Genomic DNA, 22338 nt, shown 5'->3' on the forward strand with positions numbered 1-22338 from the left:
GTCCTCGCTGTCCGACAGCCGGGTCATCCTCGACCAGCCCGGCGCGGAGAAGCTGGTCGGGCAGGGCGACGCGCTGTTCCTGCCGATGGGCGCCAGCAAGCCGATGCGGATCCAGAACGCCTACGTGGCGGAGAAGGAGATCCACAGCATCGTCGAGCACTGCAAGGCGCAGATGGAGGCGGCCTACCGGGAGGATGTCACCGACGTCGCCGGCCCCAAGAAGGAGATCGACGGGGACATCGGCGACGACATGGACCTGCTGGTGCAGGCGATCGAACTGGTCGTCAGCACGCAGTTCGGCTCCACCTCGATGCTGCAGCGCAAGCTGCGGGTCGGCTTCGCCAAGGCGGGCCGGCTGATGGACCTGATGGAGAGCCGCGACATCGTGGGGCCGAGCGAGGGCTCCAAGGCGCGGGACGTGCTGGCCAAGCCCGACGATCTGCCCGGGGTGCTGGCCGTGCTCCGCGGCGGCTCGGAGGTCAAGGACTGAGCCCCCCGGCCCTTTCGCCCAGGTCCCGGCCGGTCCGGCCGGGACCTGACCGGTTCAGGGGGTTCGGTCCGGTCCGATTTCCGGCGCACGGTCGCAATGATCTTGTGCCGATTCGCAACTATCTCGGCACGCGTCCCGACCAGGCATGGCGGAATGATGCGAAATCTTGCCCGGTTTCGAACGTGTTGCCGCTCGCCCAATGGGCATGGCGGTTCCTAGACTGGTCATCACTGGAGTATGGGGTTTCGGTCATGGTCGGCTCTAAGGAGGCCTGGCGTGAGCATCGGTGAGACCTTGGCAAGGGAGCGCGAGCAGGCCGGTCTCACCCTGACGCAGGTGAGTCTCCAGACCAGGATCCGCGAATCGGTGATCCGGGCCATGGAGAACGACGATTTCAGCACCTGCGGCGGCAATTTCTATGCCCGCGGCCATATTCGCAGCGTTTCCCGCGTCATCGGAATCGACCCCGAACCCCTCGTACGCGACTATGACGACGCGCACGGCGGCGCACCCATGCCGCTGTCGGCGGCCGCCGCGTTCGAGCCCGAGCGGGCCGTGGCCTTCCGCGAGCGCCGTTCGCCCAACTGGAGCGCCGCGATGGCGCTGGCCCTGGCGCTCGTGGTCATCTACGGCATCTTCCAGGTGGTGACCACCGCCGGCGACCGCGAGCGGCACACCGCCCGGCAGGCCGCGGGCACGCCCGCCGCCCCGGCCTCGCCCAGTCCCAGCGCGACGTCCAAGGCACCGCCCAAGGCCAACGACCCGGTCGCGGCGGCCCCGCGCAAGGAGGTCCGGCTCGAGGTCAAGGCGCGCCGTACGACCTGGGTCAACATCCGGGGCGACAAGGGCCGGCAGCTGTTCAGCGGCATGATCCGTCCCGGCGCCGGCAAGAGCTGGACCGAGAAGAAGAAGATCAGTGTCCTGGTCGGCAACGGCGGCGGCCTCCGGATGGTCGTCAACGGCCAGGACATCGGCGCGCCCGGTGAGGGCGGCGGCGTCCTGCGGATGACGTTCACGCCGGACGACCCCAAGACCACCTGACCGCGCACGGACGGCGGCCGCCGGACCTCGCCGAAAAGGGCGGCCGCTGGTCGGCGGAGGGGATCGGGCCCATTACCTTAGGGGGCATGTCCACTCGCCGTACCGTCTCCCTCGTCACGCTCGGCTGCGCCCGCAACGAGGTCGACTCCGAAGAGCTCGCCGCCCGGATGGAAGAGGCGGGCTGGGACCTGTCCGACTCCTCCGACGGCGCCGACGTGGTCGTGGTCAACACCTGCGGGTTCATCGACGCCGCCAAGAAGGACTCGATCGACACCCTGCTGGCCGCGCACGACTCCGGCGCCAAGGTGGTGGCGGCCGGCTGCATGGCCGAGCGGTACGGCGCGGAGCTGGCAGCCGAGCTGCCCGAGGCCGACGCCGTGCTGAGCTTCGACGACTACGCCGGCATCGGCGACCGGCTGGACGACGTGATGGCCGGCCGCAAGAAGGCCGCGCACACCCCGCGCGACCGCCGTACCCTGCTGCCGATCAGCCCGGTGGAGCGCTCGGCCGCCCAGGTGGCCCTCCCCGGGCACGGGGAACTGCCCGAGGGTGTGGCCCCCGCCTCCGGCCCCCGGGTCCTGAGGCGGCGGCTGGGCGGCGGTCCGGTGGCCCCGCTCAAGCTGGCCTCCGGCTGCGACCGCCGCTGCACGTTCTGCGCCATCCCGGCCTTCCGCGGCGCGTACGTGTCGCGCCGCCCGGACGAGGTGCTGACCGAGGCCCGCTGGCTGGCCGGGCACGACGTGCGCGAGCTGGTGCTGGTGAGCGAGAACTCCACCTCGTACGGCAAGGACCTCGGCGATCTGCGCGCCCTGGAGAAGCTGCTGCCCGAGCTGGCCGCGGTCGAGGGCATCGACCGGGTGCGGGCCAGCTACCTCCAGCCGGCCGAGCTGCGGCCCGGCCTGATCGAGGTGCTCTGCTCGACCCCGGGCGTCGCCCCGTACTTCGACCTGTCGTTCCAGCACGCCAGCGGCCCGGTGCTGCGGTCGATGCGGCGGTTCGGCGACCGGGAGCGCTTCCTGGAACTGCTCGACCGCGTCCGCGAGCTGTCCCCTGAGGCCGGTGTACGGTCCAACTTCATCGTGGGCTTCCCGGGCGAGTCCGAGGAGGACCTGGAGGAGCTGATGGCCTTCCTGACCGCCGCCCGGCTCGACGCGATCGGCGTCTTCGGCTACTCCGACGAGGACGGCACCGAGGCCGCGAACCTGCCCGGCAAGCTCGACGCCGACGAGGTCGCGGCCCGCGTCGAGGAGGTCACCGCGCTGGCGGAGGAGCTCACCTCCCAGCGCGCCGAGGACCGGATCGGTACCGAGATCCACGTGCTGCTGGAGGAGAAGACCGACGACGGCGTCGAGGGCCGCGCCGCGCACCAGGCCCCGGACGTGGACGGGACGGTCCTGGTCCGCGGCGACGGGCTGCCCCTGGGCGAGATCGTCGCGGCCCGCGTCACGGGAAGCGACGGTGTGGACCTCGTAGCGGAGGCGTCATGACCGAGCGAAGCGAGGGCTTGGCGGCTCCTGGTCTATTCGGGGGGTGTGGGGGTCGGCCCCCACGTGGGGCAGGCGTCATGACCGAGCGAAGCGAGGGCATGACGCGGTTCGCTCTGTCGGGGGGTGTGGGGGGCGGCCCCCACAGGTGGGACGGATGACGACCGGGGCGCCCGTTCCGCAGGCGGGGCTCTGGAACATCGCCAACGTCCTCACGCTGAGCCGGATCGCGCTGGTCCCCCTGTTCGTCTGGCTGCTGCTGCAGGAGGGCACCGGCTGGCGGCTGGCGGCGTTCGGTGTCTTCGCGGTCGCCTCGATCACCGACAAGATCGACGGTGATATCGCGCGCAAGCGGGGCCTGGTCACCGACTTCGGCAAGATCGCCGACCCGATCGCCGACAAGGCGCTGATCGGGTCTGCGCTGATCAGCCTGTCGGTGCTGGGCGAGCTGTGGTGGTGGGTCACGATCGTGATCCTGGTCCGCGAGATCGGGATCACGGTGATGCGCTTCGTGGTGATCCGGTACGGGGTGATCCCGGCCAGCAAGGGCGGCAAGCTCAAGACGATGCTGCAGGTCCTCGCGATCGGGCTGTACATCCTGCCCGGGCCGCTGGATCCGGTCCGCTGGGCCATGATGGCCGCCGCCTTCGTCGTCACCGTGGTGACGGGGGCCGACTATGTCGTCCAGGCGTGGCGGATGCGGCACCAGCGCCGAGCCGAGGCCTGAACACGGGTCCTGAGCACGGGTCCTGAGCACGGGCCCTGAGCACGGGCCCTGAGCACGGGGAGCACCCCGGCGGCCGGTCGCCCGCGACCGCCGGAGTGCCGGTAAACCTGCCGTGACCAGGCGATCGAGGCGGCATGACCGCAGGATCACGGAGGGGGGAGGGTTCTCAGCGGCCCCGTCAGCCGTAGGCCCCGCCCCAGATCGCGTTGCTGCCCGACGGGCAGTTCAGCCAGAACTCGCGGGCCCCCGAGTACGTGCCGAAGATGTAGCGGTACCCGTTGGTGCAGTCGACGTAGGGCCGGTACGAGCTGCCGTTGCACTTCTCGTGGAACGTGCGGCCGGAGCGCCAGCCGTCCCAGCAGCTGACCGCCTTGACCGAGATCTCGCCCGGCCTGGCGTTCTTGGCGGCGGCGACGCCGCCGGTGCGGTCGGTGGTCTTCCGCACGGCGGCGACCGGCGCGGTGGTGCGCGCCCCGGACTTGGTCACCAGCGTGGCGGGCCCGTCGGCGGGAGCCGCGGCCGCGGCGGCGGGCGCCAGTCCGAGGCCGACGCCGGCCGCCATCCCGGCGATGCCCAGTGTGGTACGGAGCTTCATCGCTTTCCCCTCGATGTGGTTTCGCAGGTCTTTCCGACAGCTCAAGACTGCGTCTCGGGAAGCGCGCCGGGCAATTATTCTTTTGGATGAAGTGTGAATAAGTGCATTCTGACTTGGGGGATGACCTGGCGTTTCGCTGGTGGTCGTCGCAGTCGTCCGGTTATGTGACGTGGGCCACTCCCGCGTCGCCCTCCTGGAGGTAGAGCAGTGCGGCGAGGCCGGCCTGGAGGCGGGACTCCACCCCCAGTTCCTTGAGGATCTTGGCGATGTGGGCCTTGACCGTGTGCTCGCTCACGACCAGCGTGAGGGCGATCTGGCGGTTCGACATCCCGCGCCCGAGCAGGAGGAACACCTCGAGCTGGCGGGTGGTGAGCCGGTCCACGTGCGAGAGCGATCGGATCCAGCCGTGCGCGATTTCGTTGTGAGGCACTTTGCGGTAACCCTTGGTTTACGGCGGGGAGCGTACGAGAATGCCTCGCCAATGTTAGGTCGGAAGAGTTATCCTTTCGCTATCTCCCAGACCGGCCTAATGCGGACAATTAAGGCAGGCAACCGGCCGATCCTCCTCGCGTCGTCCCGTACCGGCGGGTGGCGGGCCGTGAACCGTCCCGCCGCGCCCGGCCAATACAGGGTGTGGCGAGACGACGAGGGGCTGGGCGGACCATGGAGATCGAGCAGGACGAGGAGCGTGCGGCGGGCACCGGGCCGGACGGCCCCGGCGACCCCGGCGACGCGGACGACGCGGAGCTGATCGAGCGCTCGCTGCTGGCGCCGGAGACGTTCGCGGTGCTGTTCGACCGGTACGCGAGCCGGGTGCACCGCTACCTGGCCCGGCGGGTGGGGCCCGACGAGGCCGACGACCTGGTCTCCGGCACGTTCCTGGCGGCGTTCGAGCAGCGCCGCCGGTTCGATCCGGCGCGGTCGGGCTCCGGGGCGCTGCCGTGGCTGCTGGGCATCGCGACCAACCAGATGCGCGGCCACTGGCGGGCCGAGGCCCGGCGCTGGAAGACCCTGGCGCGGGCCCGGCCGGAGGGCGCCGAGGCGTCCCCGGCCGAGCGGGTGGCCGCCCGGGTCGACGCCGGCGTGGCGGCCCGCTCGCTGACCGGGGCCCTGGCCGCGATGCAGCCCGGCGACCGGGACGCCCTGCTGCTGCTGGCCTGGGCCGACCTGACCTACGCGGAGATCGCCACCGCACTGGAGATCCCCGTCGGCACGGTGCGATCGCGCATCCACCGGGCCCGCGGGCGGCTCCGCGAACACGTGGACGGCACCCCCATCGCAGAACGGAGTGACCACGGTGAATGAGATCGAACTGCTCGCCCGGCTGGGGAGCGAGGTGCCGCCGATGCCCGAGCGCGCGCGCCGGGACGCCAGGGCCGCGCTCATGGAGCGGGCTCGCACCGAGAACGCCGAGCCGGTCCGTACCCCGGTGCCGTCGCCGGCCCCGCCCGCCCGGCGGCGCGGGCTGCTGCGGCTGGGCGCCGCCGCGCTGACCGCCGCCGCGGCGGTCGCGGTGGCCGTCGCCGTGCCGTGGGGCCAGGACGCCCCCGCGTACGCGGTCGAGAAGAAGCCCGACGGCTCGACCGAGATCCGGATCAGGGAGTTCCTGGAGCCGAAGAGGCTGCAGGCCTCCCTGCGCGAGGCCGGAGTGCCGGCCGTCGTCGACTACGTCCCCGACGGCCAGTCGTGCCGGCCTCGGGCCTGGTCCGCCGTACCGGCGGGCCAGGCCCCCGCGCTCAGCCAGGCGCCGGGCGGCTCCGGCGGCACCGTCCTGCGGATCGCCCCCGGACGGTTCGCGCCCAACCACTTCCTGGTCATCGAGGCATCGTTCGACCAGGACGACCCGGCCCGGGCCGGCGGTGTCGCGATGCAGGTCGTGAAGGGTCCCGTCGCGGCCTGCGAGGCGGCGCCCGTCGAGGACCCGGAACGGGTCCGGATCCCCGGCCAGGGCGGGAACCCCGCCGAGCCGGCCGGCCAGAGCGGGTCCGGAGCCTCGCGATCGTGACCAGCCGTCCACGGATCGGGTGAGGCTCCGGACCCGGCGACCCCGCGTGCGCACACCCCGCACGCGGGGTCGCCCCCGTTCCCGGCCGGTGTCCGACCGCTGCCGTAGATTCGGACGGTCGGTCACCGGGGCCGCCGGTCGCCGGGGCATTCACCGGGGCATTCACCGGGCATGAGGAGGACGCGTGCGGGTCGAGCTGCTCACCATCGGGGACGAGCTGTTGCTGGGCGACACGGTCAACGGGAACGCCGCCTGGATGGGGCAGCGGCTCACCGAGCACGGCCTGGAGGTCACCCGCAGCGTCGTCGTGGGGGACGAGCTCGACGTCATCGTCGCGGCCGTCCAGGAGGCGCTGGAACGTGCCGACGCCGTCATCACGACCGGCGGGCTCGGCCCCACCTACGACGACCTCACCCGCGATGCCCTGGCCAAGGCGGCCGGCGTCGCGCTCGTCCGCGATCCGGACCTGGAGCGGCGGCTGCGCGAGCGGGTCGCGGCCGCCGGGCACGAGCTGAGGCCGATGGCGCTGCGGATGGCGGACGTCCCCGAGGGCGCGGGGCTGCTGGCCAACTCGGCGGGCAGCGCGGCCGGGCTCCGGGTCGGGCTGCCGGGCGGTGTGGTGTACGCCCTGCCCGGGGTGCCGTTCGAGATGCGGACCATGCTCGACGAGGCGGTGCTGCCGGAGCTGGCCGACGAGTCGCGGGCCGCCCGGCGCACGCTGCGTACCGCCGCCCTCTGGGAGTCGGTGATCGCCACCGAGCTGGCCCCGGTCGAGGCCATGGACGGCGTCCGGCTGGCCTACCTGCCGGAGCCGGCCGAGGTGAAGATCCGGATCACCGCCACCGGCCCGGACGCCCCGCACCGCCTGGACGAGGCGGAGGCCGCGGTACGGGAGCTGCTCGGCGACGCGGTCTACGGCGCCGGGACCGAGACGCTCGACCGGGTCGTCCACCGCCTGCTGGCCGAACGGTCCGCGACCGTCGCGACCGCCGAGTCCCTGACCGGCGGCCTGATCGGGGCCGAGCTGACCCGGATGCCCGGTTCCTCGGCCACCTACGCCGGGGGAATGGTGGCCTATGCGACGGCGTTGAAGGAAGTGCTGCTCGGTGTTCCCGCGGAGCTTCTGAACGAGGGGGGCGCGGTGCAACCGGACGTCGCGGGCGCGATGGCGATCGGGGTACGCGACCGGCTCGGAGCGACGTACGGGGTCGCCGTGACGGGTGTGGCGGGGCCCGAATCGCAGGACGGGCACCCGGTCGGCACGATTTTCATCGGTGTGGCCGGACCCGGCGGCGAGCCGAGAGTGACACGACCACTACTTCCCGTACCCGGCGTGGGTGCGGAGATCCGCGGCGTGATCAGGCGGATGACCGTCGTTCACGCCCTTGAGCAGCTACGACGTGAGATCCAGGGCCTGGACGCGGGGCCCGGAGGCCGGGAGGCTCGAAGCGATGGGGACTAGGCGGGCTGATTACAGCGTTACGTCTGCAGCGAACACGAAATCCACGGTCTGCCGTACCCGTGTCCAAGCCGGGTACGGTGGAACCCAAGACGGTCCGAACTGAGGGAGGGAGCGAGACAATGGTCCTGCTTCGCCAGCTGCTCGGTGATGTACTGCGGCAGCTGCGGCTGCGCCAGGGACGCACCCTCCGTGAGGTATCCGCGGCGGCACGGGTCTCCCTCGGCTACCTCTCCGAGGTAGAGCGGGGACAGAAGGAGGCGTCTTCGGAGCTGCTGTCCTCCATCTGTAAGGCTCTGGGAGTTCCGCTCTCGCACGTGTTGCGGGAAGTGGCGGACCAGCTGGCCCTCGCCGAGCTGCAGCACGAGCCGGTGATGGCGGGCGCGCCCGAGCACGAGCGCATCGCCGACAGCATCCCGGCCACGCCGGAGGGCATCGCCGACGAATTCCGAGCCGACATGGTGGCAGCCTGACCCGCCTCCCCGGCCGGGGTCCGCCCGGCCGGGTTCGTCCGGGCCGGGTTCACCCGGTGTGGGGCGGTTCACGAGTGAACGGGACATGATCGGGGATCCTTCCGTGTTGTAGCCATTGAGACGCAACGACGCGGAAGGAGCCCTCAACCATGGTGGCGATCAAGAGCCCGCTCGCCGAGGCCGATCAGAAGGTCACGGGCGAGGCGCTGCAGGGCGCCCTCGTCGACCTGATCGACCTCGCGCTGGTGGGCAAGCAGGCCCACTGGAACCTCACCGGCCGGCACTTCAAGGTCGTCCACGAGCATCTGGACGAGCTGGTCGATCTGGCCCGGCAGTACCAGGACGAGGTCGCCGAGCGTGCCGTGGCGATCGGGATCAACCCCGACGGCCGCGCCCGTACGGTCGCCGACCGCACCCAGGTACCGCAGTTGGACGCCGGCTACCTGTCCGACGACAAGGTCGTCGCGGCGGTCACCGACGCGCTGGCGCAGGTCATCGTGCGGTTCCGCGAGCGGATCAAGGCGACGGACGAGCCCGACCCGGTCTCCCAGGACCTGCTGATCGAGACCACGGCGGCCCTGGAGAAGCAGCACTGGATGTTCCAGGCCCAGGTCTGACCGGCCCCGAGACCTGTTCCGCATCCTGAACCGGGAATCTGAACCGGGAACCTGAACCGGGAACCTGAACCGGATCGACCGGCCTTGACTGGCTTTGAACCGGCCTGACCGGTCCATCGGGCGGGAGCTTTTCGAAGACCCCGGTCCTCATCGCGAGGACCGGGGTCTCGCCTTTTACCGGGAACCGGGACGGCGCTGCCCGGAAGCAGGCCTGGAACCGGGACGGGGCTGCCGCGAGGCTCGTCGTCGCCGGTGGGAAGCTCGCCGTCCGTCGCTGAATCCGGTCATCTGGCGGGCAGGTGCTCCAGGACGGTCTCGGCGAACTCGATCGCGAGCGGGCTGAGCGCGTCCCAGCGCCGCACGGCCCAGCCTGCGGCCAGCGGCGGCAGGTCGGGGATCGGGACGAGCCGGACGATGCTGCCGGGGCCGTACGACCAGCCGGGCAGTGCGGGCAGGACGGCGTGGCCGAGGCCGAGTTCGGCGAGCAGGAGCGCGGTGTCCCAGTCGGCGACGCTCGCGGTCGAGACGAGGCGGACGCCGTGGTGCTGGAGCCGGCTCTCCAGGTGGACGCGGGACGTGGAGTGCTGGGGAAGCTCGATGTGCGAGATCCCGGCCAACTGGTCGAGCGTGATCGACTCGCGGTATGACAGCGGGTCGTCCGAGCGGACGGCGAGGACCCAGGGCATCTCGTACGAGGGGCGCTGCTCCACCCCGTCCAGCGACGGGCCGATCGTGACCCAGGCCAGGTCGGCCTGGCGGGTCTGCACGGCCTCCAGGCAGCGGCGGCTGGAGGCGGCGGTCTCGAACGCGAGCGAGACTTCGGGATGGCGGGTCCGGAACGCGGCGACGCCCTGCGCCATGAAGTGCCGGACGGTGGTGGCGCCCGTGGCGATCCGCACGGTACCGCCGACGCCTCGGCGCATGTCGTCCATCCGCCGCAGCGCCGTGCCCAGCCCGCCGAGGCCCTCGGCCGCGGCCTGGTAGAGGATCCGGCCGGCGCCGGTCGCCGCGACTCCGCGCGGGCGGCGTTCCAGCAGGACCAGACCGGTCTCCTTCTCCAGCCGCTTGACGTGCTGGCTCACGGCGGACTGGCTGCAGGACATGTCGCGCGCGACGGCGCTCAGGTTCTCCGCCTCGCACACCGCGACGAAGACGCGCAGGTCGTCCAGGGTCATGCCGCAAAGCTAAGCCTTGGAGATCATTAAGTAAACCCGAGAATTGACTTGGGTGCGCCCGCGGGCGCACGATCTTCGTACGGGCGCAGGATCCGGCGACCCGGAACCGGCGGCGACCCGCCCGGGGCATGGCGCGCACCCCCGGACGGGCGCCGACCGATCGGCCGCCGTGCTCCGGTCAGCCCGTGCGCCAGTCAGCCCGTGCGCCGGTCAGCCCATGCTCCGGGTCAGCGCTTGCGCAGGTCAGTGCGGCGGCTGGCAGCGGGGGCACCAGAAGGTGACCCGCTCGCCGGCGTCCGACTTCTGATCGGCGCGCCGGACACGGGTCCCGCAGCGGCGGCAGGCGCGCCCGGCCCGCCCGTACACCCAGTGCTCCCGCCCCGGGCGGCGGTCGCCGGTGGTGATGTGGCCGTACCGCTCCTTGTTGGCGTTCAGCAGCCGGCGGGACAGGGCCACGACGGCGAGCAGGTCCGGTACGGCGCGTACCGGGGTCCAGGGGTCGATGCCGCGCAGGTAGAGGATCTCGGCCTTGTAGACGTTGCCGATCCCGGCCAGCCGGCTCTGGTCGAGAAGGGCCTCGCCGATGGCGCGTTCAGGGTCCTCGCCGAGGCGCCGTACGGCCTCGGCGGCCAGGTCGGGCGACCACTCCGGGTCCAGCAGATCGGGACCGAGCCGGTCGACGACGCGCGGCTCCTCGGTGGTCGGGAAGAGCTCCAGGATGCCGAGGGAAAAGCCGAGGGCCTGCCATTCGGCGTTCTCCAGGACGAGCCTCAGCGTGTGGTCGCGGGGCGGCGGGGGACCGGCCGCGCGGACCCGCCACTTGCCCTCCATCAGCAGGTGGACGTGGACGGTCAGGCCGCCCTCGATCCGGATGAGCAGGTGCTTGCCCCGGGACGCGACCTCCTGGACCGTACGGCCGCGCAGGTCCTTCGTGGCCAGCCGGGGCGTCCGGAAATCGCTGCGCGTCAGCGGCCGCCCGGCGAGCGCCTCGCGCAGGCGCCGGGCGGTCAGCCAGACGGTGTCGCCTTCGGGCACGGGTCAGTGTCAGCGGGTCGGTGTCAGCGGGTCGGTGTCAACGTATGGGTGTCGACAGGCCTGTATCAGTGGATCAGATGAACGACGGGCTTTCCCAGGCGGCCGGATCCTCGGTCAGCTTGGCGACCGCGGGAGGCAGCTGCCCGGCCGCTATATGTCCCAGGTTGACCCGCTCCAGGATGGACCGCTCGCTGGCACGCAGCGCGATCCACACCTCCTGCAGGGAACGGGCGGGGCCCTCGTACCCGACATGCTCGGGACGCTCGCCGCGCACGCCGAGCAGCGGGCCGTCGATGGCGCGGATGATGTCGGCGAGGGAGATCTGCTCGGGCGGGTGGGCCAGCCAGTAGCCGCCCTCCGGACCGCGCTGGCTCCGGATCACGCCGGACCGGCGCAGCTGGCCGAGGATGTTCTCGAGGAACTTCGGCGGGATCTGCTGGGCTTCGGCGAGCTGGACCGCGGTGACCGGATGGTCTCCGGCCACCGCCAGCTCAGCGGCGGCGCGCAGCGCGTAATCGACCCGGGCGGACAATCGCATGTACGTATTATCCCTTGCCGATCGGACTGGTCGGGTGTCCGGCCGCCGGGGCGACCGTCAGCCGGTACCGCCGGACATCCCCGCCGCCAGCCCCAGGCGTTCGGCGGCGGCCTGCGCGTTGGCCTGGGCCGCGCCGTACGTGGCCAGCTGCACGGCCCCTTCGGGCGCCCAGACGGGCAGGCCCATCTCGACCAGGACGGCGTCCGGCCGGGCGGCCAGCAGCGCCGTCGTGAACGCCCGCTGGTCGGAATGCCGGTGCGCGTCCCGCAGCACGACGATCAGCCCGCGCCCGCTGGCACGTTCCAGGACGGGGCCCACCTCGGCGCTGGACCCCCCGGAGCGCACCGCGCCGGGCGCCCACGGGCTCAGGCCCCAAGGGGTCGGGCCGACCGCGATGTTGCCGGCCGCCTCCAGTTCGACGACCAGCGGCGCGCCGTTCCAGCCGGGCAGATCGCCGGAGATCCGCAGGGCGCGCCGTGCCGCCTCGAGCCCGGCGGCCCGGTCGACGACGGACGGGCCGCGCCCGGCCAGCCACTCCTTGAGCCGCGCGGTCCGTTCGGCGGCGTCGGCCAGGCGTTCCAGCGGCAGCCGCCCGGAGCGAACGGCCTCGCCGATGGCGGCCAGCATGGCGCGCAGGCTCTCCTCGTGCTCGCGCGGGCCCATGCACAGCAGGTCGGCGCCCGCGATCAGCGCTCGCACGCCCGCCTCGGGGATCCCGATGGCCCCGCTGGCGCCCTCCATGTCCAGGGCGTCGGTCACGATGACGCCCTGGTAGCCCAGCCGCTCGCGCAGCAGGCCGGTGATGGCCGCGTGCGACAGCGTGGCCGGGACGTCCCCGGTGATCGCGGGGAGCGCGAGATGCCCGGTCATCACCGCCCTGGCGCCCGCCTCGATCGCCGCCCGGAACGGCGGCAGCTCGCGCCGGTCGAGCACGTCCAGCGTCGCGTCCACCACCGGAACGCCCAGGTGGGAGTCCTCGGAGGTCGCGCCGTGTCCCGGGAAGTGCTTGGCGCAGGCGGCCACGCCGGCCTCCTGCGTCCCGATCACGGCCGCGGCGGCGTGCCGGGCCACCAGCTCCGGGACGGGCCCGAACGAGCGGGTCCCGATGACCGGGTTGTCGTCGGCGGTGTTGACGTCCACCGAGGGGGCGAAGTTGAGGTTCACCCCCACCTCGGCCAGCTCCGCGCCCAGCGACCGGTAGACCCGGCGGGTCAGCGCCGGATCGTCCACCGCCCCGAGCGCGGCGTTCCCCGGGTAGGGGCTGCCGGTGAGGTGGCCGCCGAGCCGGGTGACGTCGCCGCCCTCCTCGTCGATGGTGACCAGCGGTGTACCCGCCTTGCGCATTCCGGCGGTGAGCGCGGCCAGCGTCTCGGTGTCGGGCACGTTGCCGTTGATGGCGAACAGCGTCACCCCGCCGAGCCCGCGTTCCAGCTCGGCCAGCAGCCAGCCGGGGGCGGCCGCGCCACCGAACGCGGGCAGCAGCGTGCCCCGGGCCAGGCGTGCGATCTCGTCGTCGGTCCGGTGGTCGCTCAACCCTTTACCGCCCCTGCAACCAGGCCGGACACCATCCGGCGCTGAACGATGAGAAAGAAGATCATGACCGGGATGGTGAACAGCGTGGAGGCCGCCATGATCGAGCCCCACTCCACCTGCGTCCGGCCGAAGTGGTACGACAGCGTCAGCGGCAGCAGGTAGTGCTCCTGGTCCTTGAGGAACGCGAAGGCGATCACGAACTCGTTCCACACGGTCACGAACGAGAAGATGCTGGTGGCCGCCAGGCCGGGCGCCACCAGCGGGAACGTGATCCGCCAGAAGATGGTCCGGCCGGACGCGCCGTCGATCGCCGCGGCCTCCTCCAGTTGGCGCGGCACCGCGGCCACGAAGCCGCGCAGCATCAGGATCGAGAAGCCCAGCGCCGACCCGATGTAGACCACGATCAGCCCGATCAGGCTGTTGAGCATCTGCAGCCGCTGGGCGTTCAGCATCAGCGGCAGCATCAGCGCCTCCAGCGGCACCATCTGCACGATGATCAGCATCACCAGGAAGCTCGCCCGGCCGCGGAACCGGATCCGCGCCACCGCGTACGCGGCCAGCAGCGAGATCAGCCCCGCGACCAGCACGGTGACCAGCGCGACGATCGCGCTGTTGAGGAAGAAGTGGAACAGGCCGAACTCCAGCCCCTGGCCGCTGATCACGGCCCGGAAGTGCTCCAGCGTCCAGTGCACCGGTACCGGCAGCGGTACGGGGGAGTTGATGTCCTCGTTGCTCTTGAACGCGGTCATCACCATCCAGAAGACGGGGAACACCGCGAACAGGAACACCGCCAGGCCGGCCGCGTTCAGGCCGATCTTCCGCGTCCGCTTGGAGGCCGCGCGCTTGGTGGCCGCGCGCTTGCCGGCCCCGTGTTCGTCGGTGGTCCCGCGCTTAGTGATGCCGCGCTTGCTGGCGGGCTTGGTGGCCGTGCTCATGCGACCTCCCCCTGCTTGACCATGACGCGGACGTAGAAGCCGGTGAACACCAGCAGGATCAGGGTGAGGATCAGCGCGATGGCGCCGCCCAGGCCGTACTTGGCCGGGAACGCCACCGCCGCCGAGTAGGCGTACATCGCCAGGTTGAACGAGTCGCGGTTGGCGGTGCCGCCGGACAGGAAGTACAGCTGGGTGAAGACCTTGAAGTCCCAGATGATCGACAGCACCACCAGCACCAGGAACACCGGGCGCAGCAGCGGGAAGGTGATCTGCCAGAACGCCCGCCAGGCGCCGGCGCCGTCGACCCGGGCCGCCTCGTACAGCTCGCCCGGCAGGCTCTTGAGCCCGGCCAGCACCGAGACCGCGATGAACGGGAACGACTGCCAGACCACGCACAGCACCAGCACGAAGTAGGTCGTGAACGGGCTGCCGAACCAGTTGTAGTCGTTCCAGCCGGACCCGGCGAGCCAGTCGGGCAGCAGGTCGAGGAACCACGGGATCAGGCCGCCGCCCGGGGTGAACAGCCACTTGTAGACGATCGCCGCCGAGATGCCGGGGGTGGCCCAGGCCAGCAGCGCCCCGGACGAGACCAGCAGCGACATCTTGCGGCCGAGCCGGTGCAGCAGCAGCCCGACCACGGTACCCAGCACCATGGTGATGATCACCATGGCCGCCGCCGAGGCGACGGTGTTGAGCAGGACCCTCCAGAAGAACCCGTCGTCCAGGACCGTCCGGAAGTTCTCCAGGCCGACGTTCTCGGCCGGGGACACGCCGCGCGCCTCGCGGGAGCCGATCTTGTGGAACGACATCCAGAACAGCTGGCCGATCGGATAAAGGATCAGCGCGGCGATGATCGCGATGGTGGGGGCGATCAGCAGGTACGGTCCCGGCCGGAACCGGGATCCGGGGCGGAGGCGGCGGCGGCCCGGAGCCGGACCGGAGTCGATCCGGTCCGGCGCGCGGCCCGCCACCTGAACGGTCTGCGCCATGGGCGGCCCATCCTCGGTGAACTCAGATGCGGGTGTGACTCAAGGGCGGTGCGGTCGGCGTCAGCCCTGGTTCAGCGTGTCGGTGAGGTCCTTGTTGGCCTTGGCCACGGCCTCGTCCACCGGGGTCCCGTTCATGACCGCCTTCAGCATGGTCGGGATGATCTTCTTGTTCTGGTCGGCCTCGGTCCAGTTCGGCGTCTTGGGCGCGCCCTTGACGTTGGCCATCTGCTGGGACGCCGGGCCCTGAATCGGGTCGGTGCCGTAGCCGCCGCCCGACAGCAGGTCGTTGAACTGCGGGAAGAACTTCAGCCCGTCGGCGAACGCCTTGGCGTTCTTCTTGCTCGCCACCGAGGACACGTAGTCGAACGCGGCGTCCGGGCTCTTGCTGTCCTTCCAGACCGCCAGGTGCGAGCCGCCCGCGAACGCCGGGCCGATCTGCCCGGTCGGGGTCGGGATGGTGAACACGCCCATCTTTCCGGTGTGCTTCTTGCTGATCTCCTCGATCTGCGGCAGCGTCCAGGCGCCGTCGATGTACATCCCGACCTTGCCGTTGGCGAAGTCGCGCTGCGGGCCGGCCAGCTCGTTCACGCCGATGTACTTCTTGGGTGCGACGCCGTCCTTGACCAGTCCGGTGTAGTACTCGACGGCCTTCTTGGCCTCGGGGGTGTCCAGCTTGCCCACCCACTTGTCGCCCTCGCGGGCCGCGATCTCGCCGCCGGCGCTCCACAGGAAGCTGGCGAAGCCGTTGGTGAAGTCGCTGGGCGCCGCGATGCCGGCGACGTCGCCGCCCTCGGAGTCCTGGATCTTCTTGGCCGCGGCCTTCAGCTCGTCCCAGGTCTTGGGCACCGTGATCTTGTTCTTGTCGAAGATGTCCTTGCGGTACCAGACCACCCGGACGCCCGCGTACCACGGCACCGCGTAGGTCTTGCCGTCCAGCTGGCCGAGCTCCAGCGAACCCTTGACGACGTCCTTGCCCTCGGGCCAGGCACCGTACTGCTTGGTGACGTCGGTCAGCGCGCCCTGGGCGGCCCAGGTCACGACCTGGTCGTTGCCGATCTCCACGACGTCCGGGCCCTGGCCGGTGTTGAGCGCGTCCTGGAGCTTCTTGGTGGCGTCGGGCCAGGGAACGTACACGGCCTCGACATCGGTCTTGGGATGCTTCTGCTGGAAGTCCGCCTTCGCCTGGGCCAGGACCTTGTCCTGGGGCGCGTTGGCGGCGCCCATGAACCACGCGGTGATCTTCGCGGGTTCTTCGCCCGTGGAGCCTTTTCCGTCGTCGCCGCCGCCGCAGGCGGACAGCCCGATCGCCAGAGCGGCGCCGACGGCCGCGAATTTCGCGATCTTCATGGGGTCTTCTCCTTTTCCGGCATCGGCCCGCGCGGTACGGGGCCCGGGGAAGGCACGAGGATGAGGGGTGGGGGGAAGGTACCGGACCGTTAAGGTCCAGCCATGCCCCTTTCTCCTCCGTGCCGTCCGCCTGGGCGCCCGGCCCGCCGGCCGGCGCTGTGCGCGTCCCCGCCGTGCCGCCCGGGTGGCCGGGCGGTAGGACGCTTGCCGTAAACTAACAAGAAACTTTCCTAAATAAAACCGTCCGTTAGCGGATTGAGACTTCTACCGCCTCGGCGCTTGCGGACGTTCGAGATACGAGGGGAACGCGAGCATGGCCCAACGCCCCGGGACCCCCCGGCTGCTGCGTGAACTCAACGACCGTGCCGCACTGGACCTGCTGGTCGGGCAGGGACCGCTGACCCGGTCCCAGATCGGCGAGCACACCGGGCTGTCCAAGGTCACCGCGTCCCAGCTGCTGTCCCGGCTGGAGGAGCGCGGGCTGGTCGAGGTCGTCGGAGCGCAGGAGGGCGGGCGCGGACCGAACGCCGCACTGTACGCGGTCGTCCCCTCCAGCGCCTACGTCGCCGGCCTCGAGGTCGGCCCCGACGGCGTCACCGCGGGCGTCGCCGACATCACCGGCACCATCACCGGGCAGGTCACCGTCGACCCCAACGGCGCCGACGACCCGGTCAAGCTCGTCCACAACGCCGTCGTGAAGGCCTGCCGTTCGGCCAAGGTCGCGCTCGGCCGGCTGAACGCCTTCGTCATCGGCAGCCCCGGCGTGGTCGACCCCCGCTCCGGCGACGTGCAGTTCTCGTTCGACCTGCCCGCCTGGCACGAAGGCGTCCTGGCCGGCCTGCGCACCGACCTGCGTCGCCCCGTCACCATCGAGAACGACGTCAACCTCGCCGCCGTCGCCGAGCGCGCCTACGGGGCCGCCCGGAACGTGGACGACTTCGCGCTCGTCTGGCTCGGCCGCGGGATGGGCCTGTCGATCATGCTGGGCGGGCAACTGCACCGGGGCCGGTCGGGCGGCGCCGGCGAGATCGGCTACCTGCCCGTACCCGGAGCACCCCTGCCGTCGGGCAAGGCCCGCCCCCACCCTGGCGAGGAGAACGTCACCGCGTCCAGCACCTGGGGCATCCCCGCCTTGGCCGGCGGCTACGGCTCACTGGTCGGCGCGGACGCCGTACGCGACCTCGCGCACGCGCACGGCATGAACGAGCCCACGGCGATCGAGTGCGTCCGCGCGGCGGCCGCCGACGAGCGGCGCGGCGGAGCCTTCCTCGACGCCCTGGCCGACCGCATCTCCTACGGCGTCACCTCGGTCGCCATCATCCTGGACCCGGGACTCGTCGTGCTCTCCGGGCAGCTGGGACGAGTCGGCGGACGCCCCCTGGCCGACCGCATCGAGCACGCGGTCGGACGCATCAGCCCCACCCGCCCGCGGATCGCGGTGACGGAAGTGGAAGGCAACCCTGTGCTACGCGGAGCGCTGCACGCGGCCCTGGAACGAGCCCGCGAAGAAGTCTTCTCTAGCTAGCTGTGTTTACCTGGGGGCTGTATTTGCCTGGGGGACCACCCCCAGACCCCCAGGCGGACCGTTCGCGGCCCCTTCGCTCGCTGCGCTCGCGAAGGGGCCGCGCTCGGATCCGGGTGAGGGGCTCCGCCCCCCACGCCCCCCAGCCGGGGGATACCCCCTGGCCCCCCGTACTGGGTGGTGCTGCTTGTTGTGGTGCTACTTCGCGGTGGCGTGCGTGCGTTTGGTCGTGCGGCGTACCGGCGCTTGGGTTCGGCGCGGATCCCTTAGTGCGCGGTCGATGACCGTCTGGTTGATGACCTGGCGCTTGCGCCGCTGGGCGGCGGCCCAGCGAGTGGTCGGCGTCATGGTGAAATCCCCGTTCCGCGGTGACGTCATTGCCACCGCAACCCCATTGGTCTGATCATCCCAGGAATGGGATGACAGGGGATCCGCCGCAGGGATGAATTCGTGGTCAGACCTTGTGCTGAGGTTCGTCCAGTCCCAGGTAGCCGGCGGTGTAGGCGAGCATGTCGCGGGCGCGTTCCGCCATGTGGCGCGGGCAGTTCCAGGCGTCTCCGTCGATGCGCGGGCCATCGCTTCCGAAGCCCGCAAGAGCCCGTACGTACCGCAGGAGCGTCCTGGGCGGTACCTGGGGATGGCGGTGCTGGTGCGGGCACGTGCCTGTGAGGGGAGCCTGGTCGATGGTGGCCAGCGCGTCGCGATAGGCCGACACCATGGCCGGCGGTGTCCCGCACCAATGGCAGTGCTGTGCCGCAAAACACACTGTAAGGAACAGCGGTAGCCGTTCCTCGGGAAGGGCTCTTCCGGACAGGAGTCTGCGCGCCGCCCACAATGCCGCCTGCTCGGCCAAGTCGTTCGGGCCGCCGGGACGGAGCCGTTCGACCGTCAGTGTCAGGTTTTCGATGCGGGCCTTTCCCTCGGTGAGGAAGAACGCGTCCAGGTCCGCCGTCGTGGGGGCCTCGAAGCGGGCCTGGCGGCCGTTGCGCAGGACGGTGAGCGTGTCGCCGGCGAGTTCGGCCAGGAAGACCGGGCAGCGCCAGCCGTCGTCCAGGACGGCGACCCGTCCGGCCAGGTGGGCGATCGCCTCCTGGTCACCGATCGAGCGGGTGTCCGGGTGGCGGTGCGCGCCGGGGGCCGTGCAAGCGGACGCTCCGTACACCGACGCGGCGCGTCCGGCCGCCGCGATGAGCGCGTCGATCACCGCCACCCGCCGGATCCGCCAGAGCGCGTAGCACGAGGTCGCGGACACGGCGACGGTCAGCGCGGGCCCGTCCCGCCCGGCCGGGTCGGCGTCCAGCCGCGCCGCCAGCCAGCACAGCACCGCGGCCGGATCGCGGCACGGGCGGTCGGTCACGATGCCCAGGAGCGTACGGGTCAGCTCATGGTGATCGAGCGTTCCGTCGTCCTTGAGGTACACCGATGCTCCTGGTCAGGGGGTCCGCGCTCCGTGATCGTCGGCGCGTCTGGGTGGGACGGGCGGGGGACGGGACGGGTTCCGCCCGGACGCTGGGATCATTGGGGGAAACGTCATCCGGTGGAGGGGGAGCGCCATGGCCTTGCGTGATCGGCTGCGCCGCGTGCTGCAGCGCCCGGGGAGCGCCGGTCTGGCACCGTACGAGAAGATCGTCGCCGCCGCGGGCGAGCGCGAGGCGGACGTGCGGGACCTCACCGGCGCGGAGCTGGCGGCGCTGGACTTCGATGATCCGGTGGAGCTGTGCGCGGCCGGCCGGGAGGCGGCGCGGCGGGCGCTGGGCGAGCGCCCGTACGACGTCCAGCTGCTCGGCACGCTCGCGCTGCTGGCCGGGCAGGTCGCCGAGATGGCGACCGGGGAGGGCAAGACGCTGGCCGGCGCGCTCGCCGCCGCCGGGTACGCGCGGCGGGGCAAGAAGGTCCACGTCATGTCGGTGAACGACTACCTCGCGCGGCGCGACGCCGAATGGATGGAGCCGATCTACACGCTGCTGGGCGTCACCGTCGGATGGGTCGGGCAGGAGTCCACGCCCGCCGAGCGGCGCGCCGCGTACGCCGCCGACGTCACGTACGCGCCCGTCAGCGAGGTCGGCTTCGACCTGCTCCGCGACCGGCTCGTCACCGATCCGGCGGACCGGGTGCTCCCCGGGCCCGAGGTCGCGCTGATCGACGAGGCCGACTCGGTGCTCGTGGACGAGGCCATGGTGCCGCTCGTGCTGGCGGGCGCGACCGGCCCCGCGTACGAGGGACCCTCGTACGCCGAGCTGGTCAGGCGGCTGCGCCCGGGCCTGCACTACGCGTCCGACGACGAGGGGCGCAACGTACGGCTCACCACGGCGGGGACCCGCGAGGTCGAACGGTCCCTCGACGTCGACCTCTACGCGCCCGAGCACCTGGACGTGCTCACCGCGGTGAACGTGGCGCTGCACGCCGAGGCGCTGCTGCACCGCGACGTCGACTACATCGTCCGGGACGGCGCCGTGAAGCTGATCAGCGAGTCGCGCGGCCGGGTCGCGCTGCTGCAGCGCTGGCCGGACGGGCTGCAGGCGGCGGTCGAGGCCAAGGAGGCCCTGGAGGCGTCCCCGAGCGGGGAGATCCTCGACTCGATCACCGTCCAGGAGCTGATCGGGCGCTACTCCGTACGGTGCGGGATGACCGGCACCGCGCTCGGGGTGGCCGGGCAGCTGCGGGAGTTCTACGGCCTGGAGATCGCGGTGATCCCGCCGAACCGGCCGCGGATCCGGGTGGACGAGCCCGACCGGCTGTACGCGACCGCCGTGGACAAGGAGCTGGCGATCACCGAGGAGATCGCCGCCGCGCACGCCACCGGCCGTCCCGTCCTGATCGGCACGCTGGACGTCGCCGCGTCCGAGCGGCTCGCCCGCCGGCTCGACCGGGCCGGTCTGGACCGGGTGGTCCTCAACGCCAAGAACGACGCCGAGGAGGCCGCGATCATCGCCCGCGCGGGCGAGCGGGGCGCGATCACCGTCTCCACCCAGATGGCCGGCCGCGGCACCGACATCCGCCTCGGCGACGGCGTCACCGAGGGCCTGCTGGTGATCGGTACCGGCCGCTACCACAGCGGCCGGCTGGACGATCAGCTGCGCGGCCGGGCGGGCCGCCAGGGCGATCCGGGCGCCTCGGTCTTCTTCACCAGCATGGAGGACGAGCTGGTCACCCGGTACGCCCCGGGCGAGGAGCAGGCGGCGCCGGCCGACGACGAGGGCCGGATCGAGAGCAAGGGCGCGCACTGGATCGTCGGCCATGCCCAGCGCGTCGCCGAGGGCGTGGACCTGGAGATCCACCGCAACACCTGGCGCTACCACCATCTGATCGGGCTGCAGCGGCGGGAACTCCTCGCCGAACGGGACCGCGTCCTGGACGGCGACGAGGCCGACCGGCTGATGCTGGAGCGCCATCCCTCGCACCACGCCGCTCTGGCGAAGGGCGGCGGCGCGGTCGGCGAGGCGGCCCGCCGCCTCCTGCTGTTCCACCTGGACCGCTGCTGGGCCGAGCACCTGGCCTATCTCGCCGACCTGCGCGAGGGGATCCACCTGCGATCGCTCGGCCGCGGGCTGGACCCGCTGGTCGAGTTCCACCGCGAGGCCGTACCGGCGGGCAAGAAGCTCCTCACCCGTGCCCGGGACGAGGCCGCGGGCGCGTTCGCCGGCCTGGAGAGCCTGGACGACCTGGACGACCTCACCAAGAGGCCCTCGGCGACGTGGACGTACATCGTCCACGACAACCCGTTCGGGACCATGGAGGAGCGGGCCTTCCGGAGCCTGGTCTCCCTGGTCAGGTCCCGGCGCTCATGAGGGCGGCCGCCGTGTCGCGGGCGGTGTCGGTCGCGTTCCGGATCCCGGCGATGCTGAACGCGACCGTGGCGCCCTCGTGCAGGATCAGGAGCCGGTCCGCGAGCGCCCGTTCGAATCCGGACTCGGCGGCCAGCCCGGCGTAGAGCTCCCTGAGCCATGCCTTCTGCTGGGCGGCGGTCTCATGGACGGGATGCGCGGGATCCGGTAGTTCGGCGCAGGCGTTGATCATGGAGCAGCCGCGCTTGCTGTTGGCGCGCAGCCATTCGCCGTTCGCGTCGTACGTCATGAGGATGCGCTCGCGGGGATCGTCCACGGTGGCCAGCCGCTCGTTCAGGAAGGCGCGCCAGCGCTCGTCCCGGGCGCGCAGGTACGCCAGGACCAGCGTCTCCTTCGAGCCGAAGCGGTCGTAGACGGTCTTCTTCGTGACCCCGGCCTCGGCGGCGATCAGTTCCATGCCGACCTGGCCGATGCCCCGGTCGTAGAAGAGCCTGCTCGCGACGTCGAGCACCCGGCGGCCTGCCGGTGTCAGCGGGCGTTCCTTGATCACGCGATGGCTCCTTCCGTAGGCGCACCCGGTCGGTACAC

At 71.7% G+C, this 22338-nt stretch carries 23 protein-coding genes; 11 read left to right on the plus strand and 12 right to left on the minus strand.

The genetic code is table 11. The features are described 5' to 3' along the window. From ACH34Q_RS29570 to pgsA, 4 genes are all read left to right on the plus strand, one after another. Positions 1-490: DNA translocase FtsK (locus ACH34Q_RS29570; RefSeq protein ID WP_395986365.1), on the plus strand; the 490-nt coding region annotated here is incomplete at its 5' end. 276 nt (positions 491-766) lie between these two features. Continuing rightward, entirely contained in the window at positions 767-1531 is a 765-nt protein-coding gene (locus tag ACH34Q_RS29575; protein WP_395986366.1) for a helix-turn-helix domain-containing protein, read from the plus strand. Positions 1532-1617: 86 nt separating this feature from the next. Further along, the gene (gene rimO, locus ACH34Q_RS29580; protein ID WP_395986367.1) at positions 1618-3018 is read left to right on the plus strand and encodes a 30S ribosomal protein S12 methylthiotransferase RimO; all 1401 of its coding nucleotides are present in this window, start codon (positions 1618-1620) and stop codon (positions 3016-3018) included. Positions 3019-3172: 154 nt separating this feature from the next. Then, positions 3173-3742: a CDP-diacylglycerol--glycerol-3-phosphate 3-phosphatidyltransferase gene (gene pgsA, locus ACH34Q_RS29585; RefSeq protein ID WP_395986368.1), complete on the plus strand. Its 570-nt coding sequence runs from the start codon at positions 3173-3175 to the stop codon at positions 3740-3742. A gap of 178 nt (positions 3743-3920) precedes the next feature. Here the strand turns inward: pgsA and ACH34Q_RS29590 are convergent, their stop codons facing one another. Both ACH34Q_RS29590 and ACH34Q_RS29595 read right to left on the minus strand, forming a co-directional pair. Further along, positions 3921-4337, minus strand: coding sequence for a hypothetical protein (locus ACH34Q_RS29590; protein ID WP_395986369.1), 417 nt, complete (start codon positions 4335-4337; stop codon positions 3921-3923). A gap of 160 nt (positions 4338-4497) precedes the next feature. Next, positions 4498-4767, minus strand: a complete 270-nt coding sequence (locus ACH34Q_RS29595; RefSeq protein ID WP_395986370.1) for a helix-turn-helix transcriptional regulator — start codon at positions 4765-4767, stop codon at positions 4498-4500. A gap of 233 nt (positions 4768-5000) precedes the next feature. On the opposite strand from ACH34Q_RS29595, the gene ACH34Q_RS29600 reads away from it, so the two are divergent. The 5 genes from ACH34Q_RS29600 (at position 5001) to ACH34Q_RS29620 (ending at position 8891) form a co-directional block, all read left to right on the plus strand. Further along, positions 5001-5642 carry an RNA polymerase sigma factor gene (locus tag ACH34Q_RS29600; protein ID WP_395986371.1) on the plus strand — a complete coding sequence of 214 codons (642 nt, stop codon included), beginning with the start codon at positions 5001-5003 and terminating at the stop codon, positions 5640-5642. Beyond that, entirely contained in the window at positions 5635-6342 is a 708-nt protein-coding gene (locus ACH34Q_RS29605) for a hypothetical protein (RefSeq protein ID WP_395986372.1), read from the plus strand. Before ACH34Q_RS29600 ends, ACH34Q_RS29605 begins: the two co-directional genes overlap by 8 nt. A gap of 184 nt (positions 6343-6526) precedes the next feature. After that, positions 6527-7804, plus strand: a complete 1278-nt coding sequence (locus ACH34Q_RS29610) for a CinA family nicotinamide mononucleotide deamidase-related protein (RefSeq protein ID WP_395986373.1) — start codon at positions 6527-6529, stop codon at positions 7802-7804. A gap of 119 nt (positions 7805-7923) precedes the next feature. Continuing rightward, the gene (locus ACH34Q_RS29615) at positions 7924-8274 is read left to right on the plus strand and encodes a helix-turn-helix domain-containing protein (protein WP_395986374.1); all 351 of its coding nucleotides are present in this window, start codon (positions 7924-7926) and stop codon (positions 8272-8274) included. Positions 8275-8423: 149 nt separating this feature from the next. Next, positions 8424-8891 carry a Dps family protein gene (locus ACH34Q_RS29620; protein ID WP_395986375.1) on the plus strand — a complete coding sequence of 156 codons (468 nt, stop codon included), beginning with the start codon at positions 8424-8426 and terminating at the stop codon, positions 8889-8891. A gap of 284 nt (positions 8892-9175) precedes the next feature. On the opposite strand, the gene ACH34Q_RS29625 is transcribed toward ACH34Q_RS29620, so the two are convergent. The 7 genes from ACH34Q_RS29625 to ACH34Q_RS29655 form a co-directional block, all read right to left on the minus strand. Then, positions 9176-10066, minus strand: a complete 891-nt coding sequence (locus tag ACH34Q_RS29625; RefSeq protein WP_395986376.1) for a LysR family transcriptional regulator — start codon at positions 10064-10066, stop codon at positions 9176-9178. Positions 10067-10309: 243 nt separating this feature from the next. Beyond that, on the minus strand, positions 10310-11101 hold the full coding sequence (locus ACH34Q_RS29630) for a DNA-formamidopyrimidine glycosylase family protein (RefSeq protein ID WP_395986377.1): 792 nt from the start codon (positions 11099-11101) through the stop codon (positions 10310-10312). Between the two features lie 73 nt (positions 11102-11174). Beyond that, positions 11175-11639, minus strand: a complete 465-nt coding sequence (locus ACH34Q_RS29635; protein WP_395986378.1) for an RrF2 family transcriptional regulator — start codon at positions 11637-11639, stop codon at positions 11175-11177. Between the two features lie 57 nt (positions 11640-11696). After that, positions 11697-13172, minus strand: coding sequence for a glycoside hydrolase family 3 protein (locus tag ACH34Q_RS29640; protein WP_395986379.1), 1476 nt, complete (start codon positions 13170-13172; stop codon positions 11697-11699). Beyond that, positions 13169-14107: a carbohydrate ABC transporter permease gene (locus ACH34Q_RS29645; protein ID WP_395986380.1), complete on the minus strand. Its 939-nt coding sequence runs from the start codon at positions 14105-14107 to the stop codon at positions 13169-13171. Before ACH34Q_RS29645 ends, ACH34Q_RS29640 begins: the two co-directional genes overlap by 4 nt. Beyond that, positions 14104-15096: a carbohydrate ABC transporter permease gene (locus ACH34Q_RS29650; RefSeq protein WP_395986381.1), complete on the minus strand. Its 993-nt coding sequence runs from the start codon at positions 15094-15096 to the stop codon at positions 14104-14106. The genes ACH34Q_RS29645 and ACH34Q_RS29650 overlap by 4 nt, the downstream gene beginning before the upstream one ends. 60 nt (positions 15097-15156) lie before the next feature. Beyond that, positions 15157-16443 (minus strand): extracellular solute-binding protein, encoded by a 1287-nt coding sequence (locus tag ACH34Q_RS29655; RefSeq protein WP_395986382.1) that lies wholly within the window; start codon positions 16441-16443, stop codon positions 15157-15159. A gap of 313 nt (positions 16444-16756) precedes the next feature. On the opposite strand from ACH34Q_RS29655, the gene ACH34Q_RS29660 reads away from it, so the two are divergent. Continuing rightward, a complete protein-coding gene (locus ACH34Q_RS29660; RefSeq protein WP_395986383.1) occupies positions 16757-17968 on the plus strand; it encodes an ROK family protein in 1212 nt (403 codons plus the stop codon). Positions 17969-18163: 195 nt separating this feature from the next. Here the strand turns inward: ACH34Q_RS29660 and ACH34Q_RS29665 are convergent, their stop codons facing one another. Further along, the gene (locus tag ACH34Q_RS29665; protein ID WP_395986384.1) at positions 18164-18313 is read right to left on the minus strand and encodes a hypothetical protein; all 150 of its coding nucleotides are present in this window, start codon (positions 18311-18313) and stop codon (positions 18164-18166) included. A 106-nt stretch (positions 18314-18419) separates the two neighbouring features. Then, positions 18420-19385 carry a hypothetical protein gene (locus ACH34Q_RS29670; protein ID WP_395986385.1) on the minus strand — a complete coding sequence of 322 codons (966 nt, stop codon included), beginning with the start codon at positions 19383-19385 and terminating at the stop codon, positions 18420-18422. A 133-nt stretch (positions 19386-19518) separates the two neighbouring features. On the opposite strand from ACH34Q_RS29670, the gene secA2 reads away from it, so the two are divergent. Next, positions 19519-21753, plus strand: a complete 2235-nt coding sequence (secA2, locus tag ACH34Q_RS29675) for an accessory Sec system translocase SecA2 (protein WP_395986386.1) — start codon at positions 19519-19521, stop codon at positions 21751-21753. Here the strand turns inward: secA2 and ACH34Q_RS29680 are convergent. Further along, positions 21734-22300, minus strand: a complete 567-nt coding sequence (locus ACH34Q_RS29680) for a TetR/AcrR family transcriptional regulator (RefSeq protein WP_395986387.1) — start codon at positions 22298-22300, stop codon at positions 21734-21736. The two genes, secA2 and ACH34Q_RS29680, sit on opposite strands and share 20 nt — an antisense overlap. Positions 22301-22338 lie beyond the last annotated feature (38 nt).

This window comes from Actinomadura sp. 9N407 (genome assembly GCF_044326315.1).
Taxonomy (GTDB): Bacteria; Actinomycetota; Actinomycetes; order Streptosporangiales; family Streptosporangiaceae; genus Spirillospora.

Coding starts and splice junctions, on each gene's coding strand:
- ACH34Q_RS29645 (WP_395986380.1), bottom strand. CDS start 14,107: ATGAGCACGGCCACCAAGCCCGCCAGCAAGCGCGGCATCACTAAGCGC.
- ACH34Q_RS29655 (WP_395986382.1), bottom strand. CDS start 16,443: ATGAAGATCGCGAAATTCGCGGCCGTCGGCGCCGCTCTGGCGATCGGG.
- ACH34Q_RS29600 (WP_395986371.1), top strand. CDS start 5,001: ATGGAGATCGAGCAGGACGAGGAGCGTGCGGCGGGCACCGGGCCGGAC.
- pgsA (WP_395986368.1), top strand. CDS start 3,173: ATGACGACCGGGGCGCCCGTTCCGCAGGCGGGGCTCTGGAACATCGCC.
- secA2 (WP_395986386.1), top strand. CDS start 19,519: ATGGCCTTGCGTGATCGGCTGCGCCGCGTGCTGCAGCGCCCGGGGAGC.
- rimO (WP_395986367.1), top strand. CDS start 1,618: ATGTCCACTCGCCGTACCGTCTCCCTCGTCACGCTCGGCTGCGCCCGC.
- ACH34Q_RS29590 (WP_395986369.1), bottom strand. CDS start 4,337: ATGAAGCTCCGTACCACACTGGGCATCGCCGGGATGGCGGCCGGCGTC.
- ACH34Q_RS29660 (WP_395986383.1), top strand. CDS start 16,757: ATGGCCCAACGCCCCGGGACCCCCCGGCTGCTGCGTGAACTCAACGAC.
- ACH34Q_RS29625 (WP_395986376.1), bottom strand. CDS start 10,066: ATGACCCTGGACGACCTGCGCGTCTTCGTCGCGGTGTGCGAGGCGGAG.
- ACH34Q_RS29615 (WP_395986374.1), top strand. CDS start 7,924: ATGGTCCTGCTTCGCCAGCTGCTCGGTGATGTACTGCGGCAGCTGCGG.
- ACH34Q_RS29650 (WP_395986381.1), bottom strand. CDS start 15,096: ATGGCGCAGACCGTTCAGGTGGCGGGCCGCGCGCCGGACCGGATCGAC.
- ACH34Q_RS29635 (WP_395986378.1), bottom strand. CDS start 11,639: ATGCGATTGTCCGCCCGGGTCGATTACGCGCTGCGCGCCGCCGCTGAG.
- ACH34Q_RS29665 (WP_395986384.1), bottom strand. CDS start 18,313: ATGACGCCGACCACTCGCTGGGCCGCCGCCCAGCGGCGCAAGCGCCAG.
- ACH34Q_RS29620 (WP_395986375.1), top strand. CDS start 8,424: ATGGTGGCGATCAAGAGCCCGCTCGCCGAGGCCGATCAGAAGGTCACG.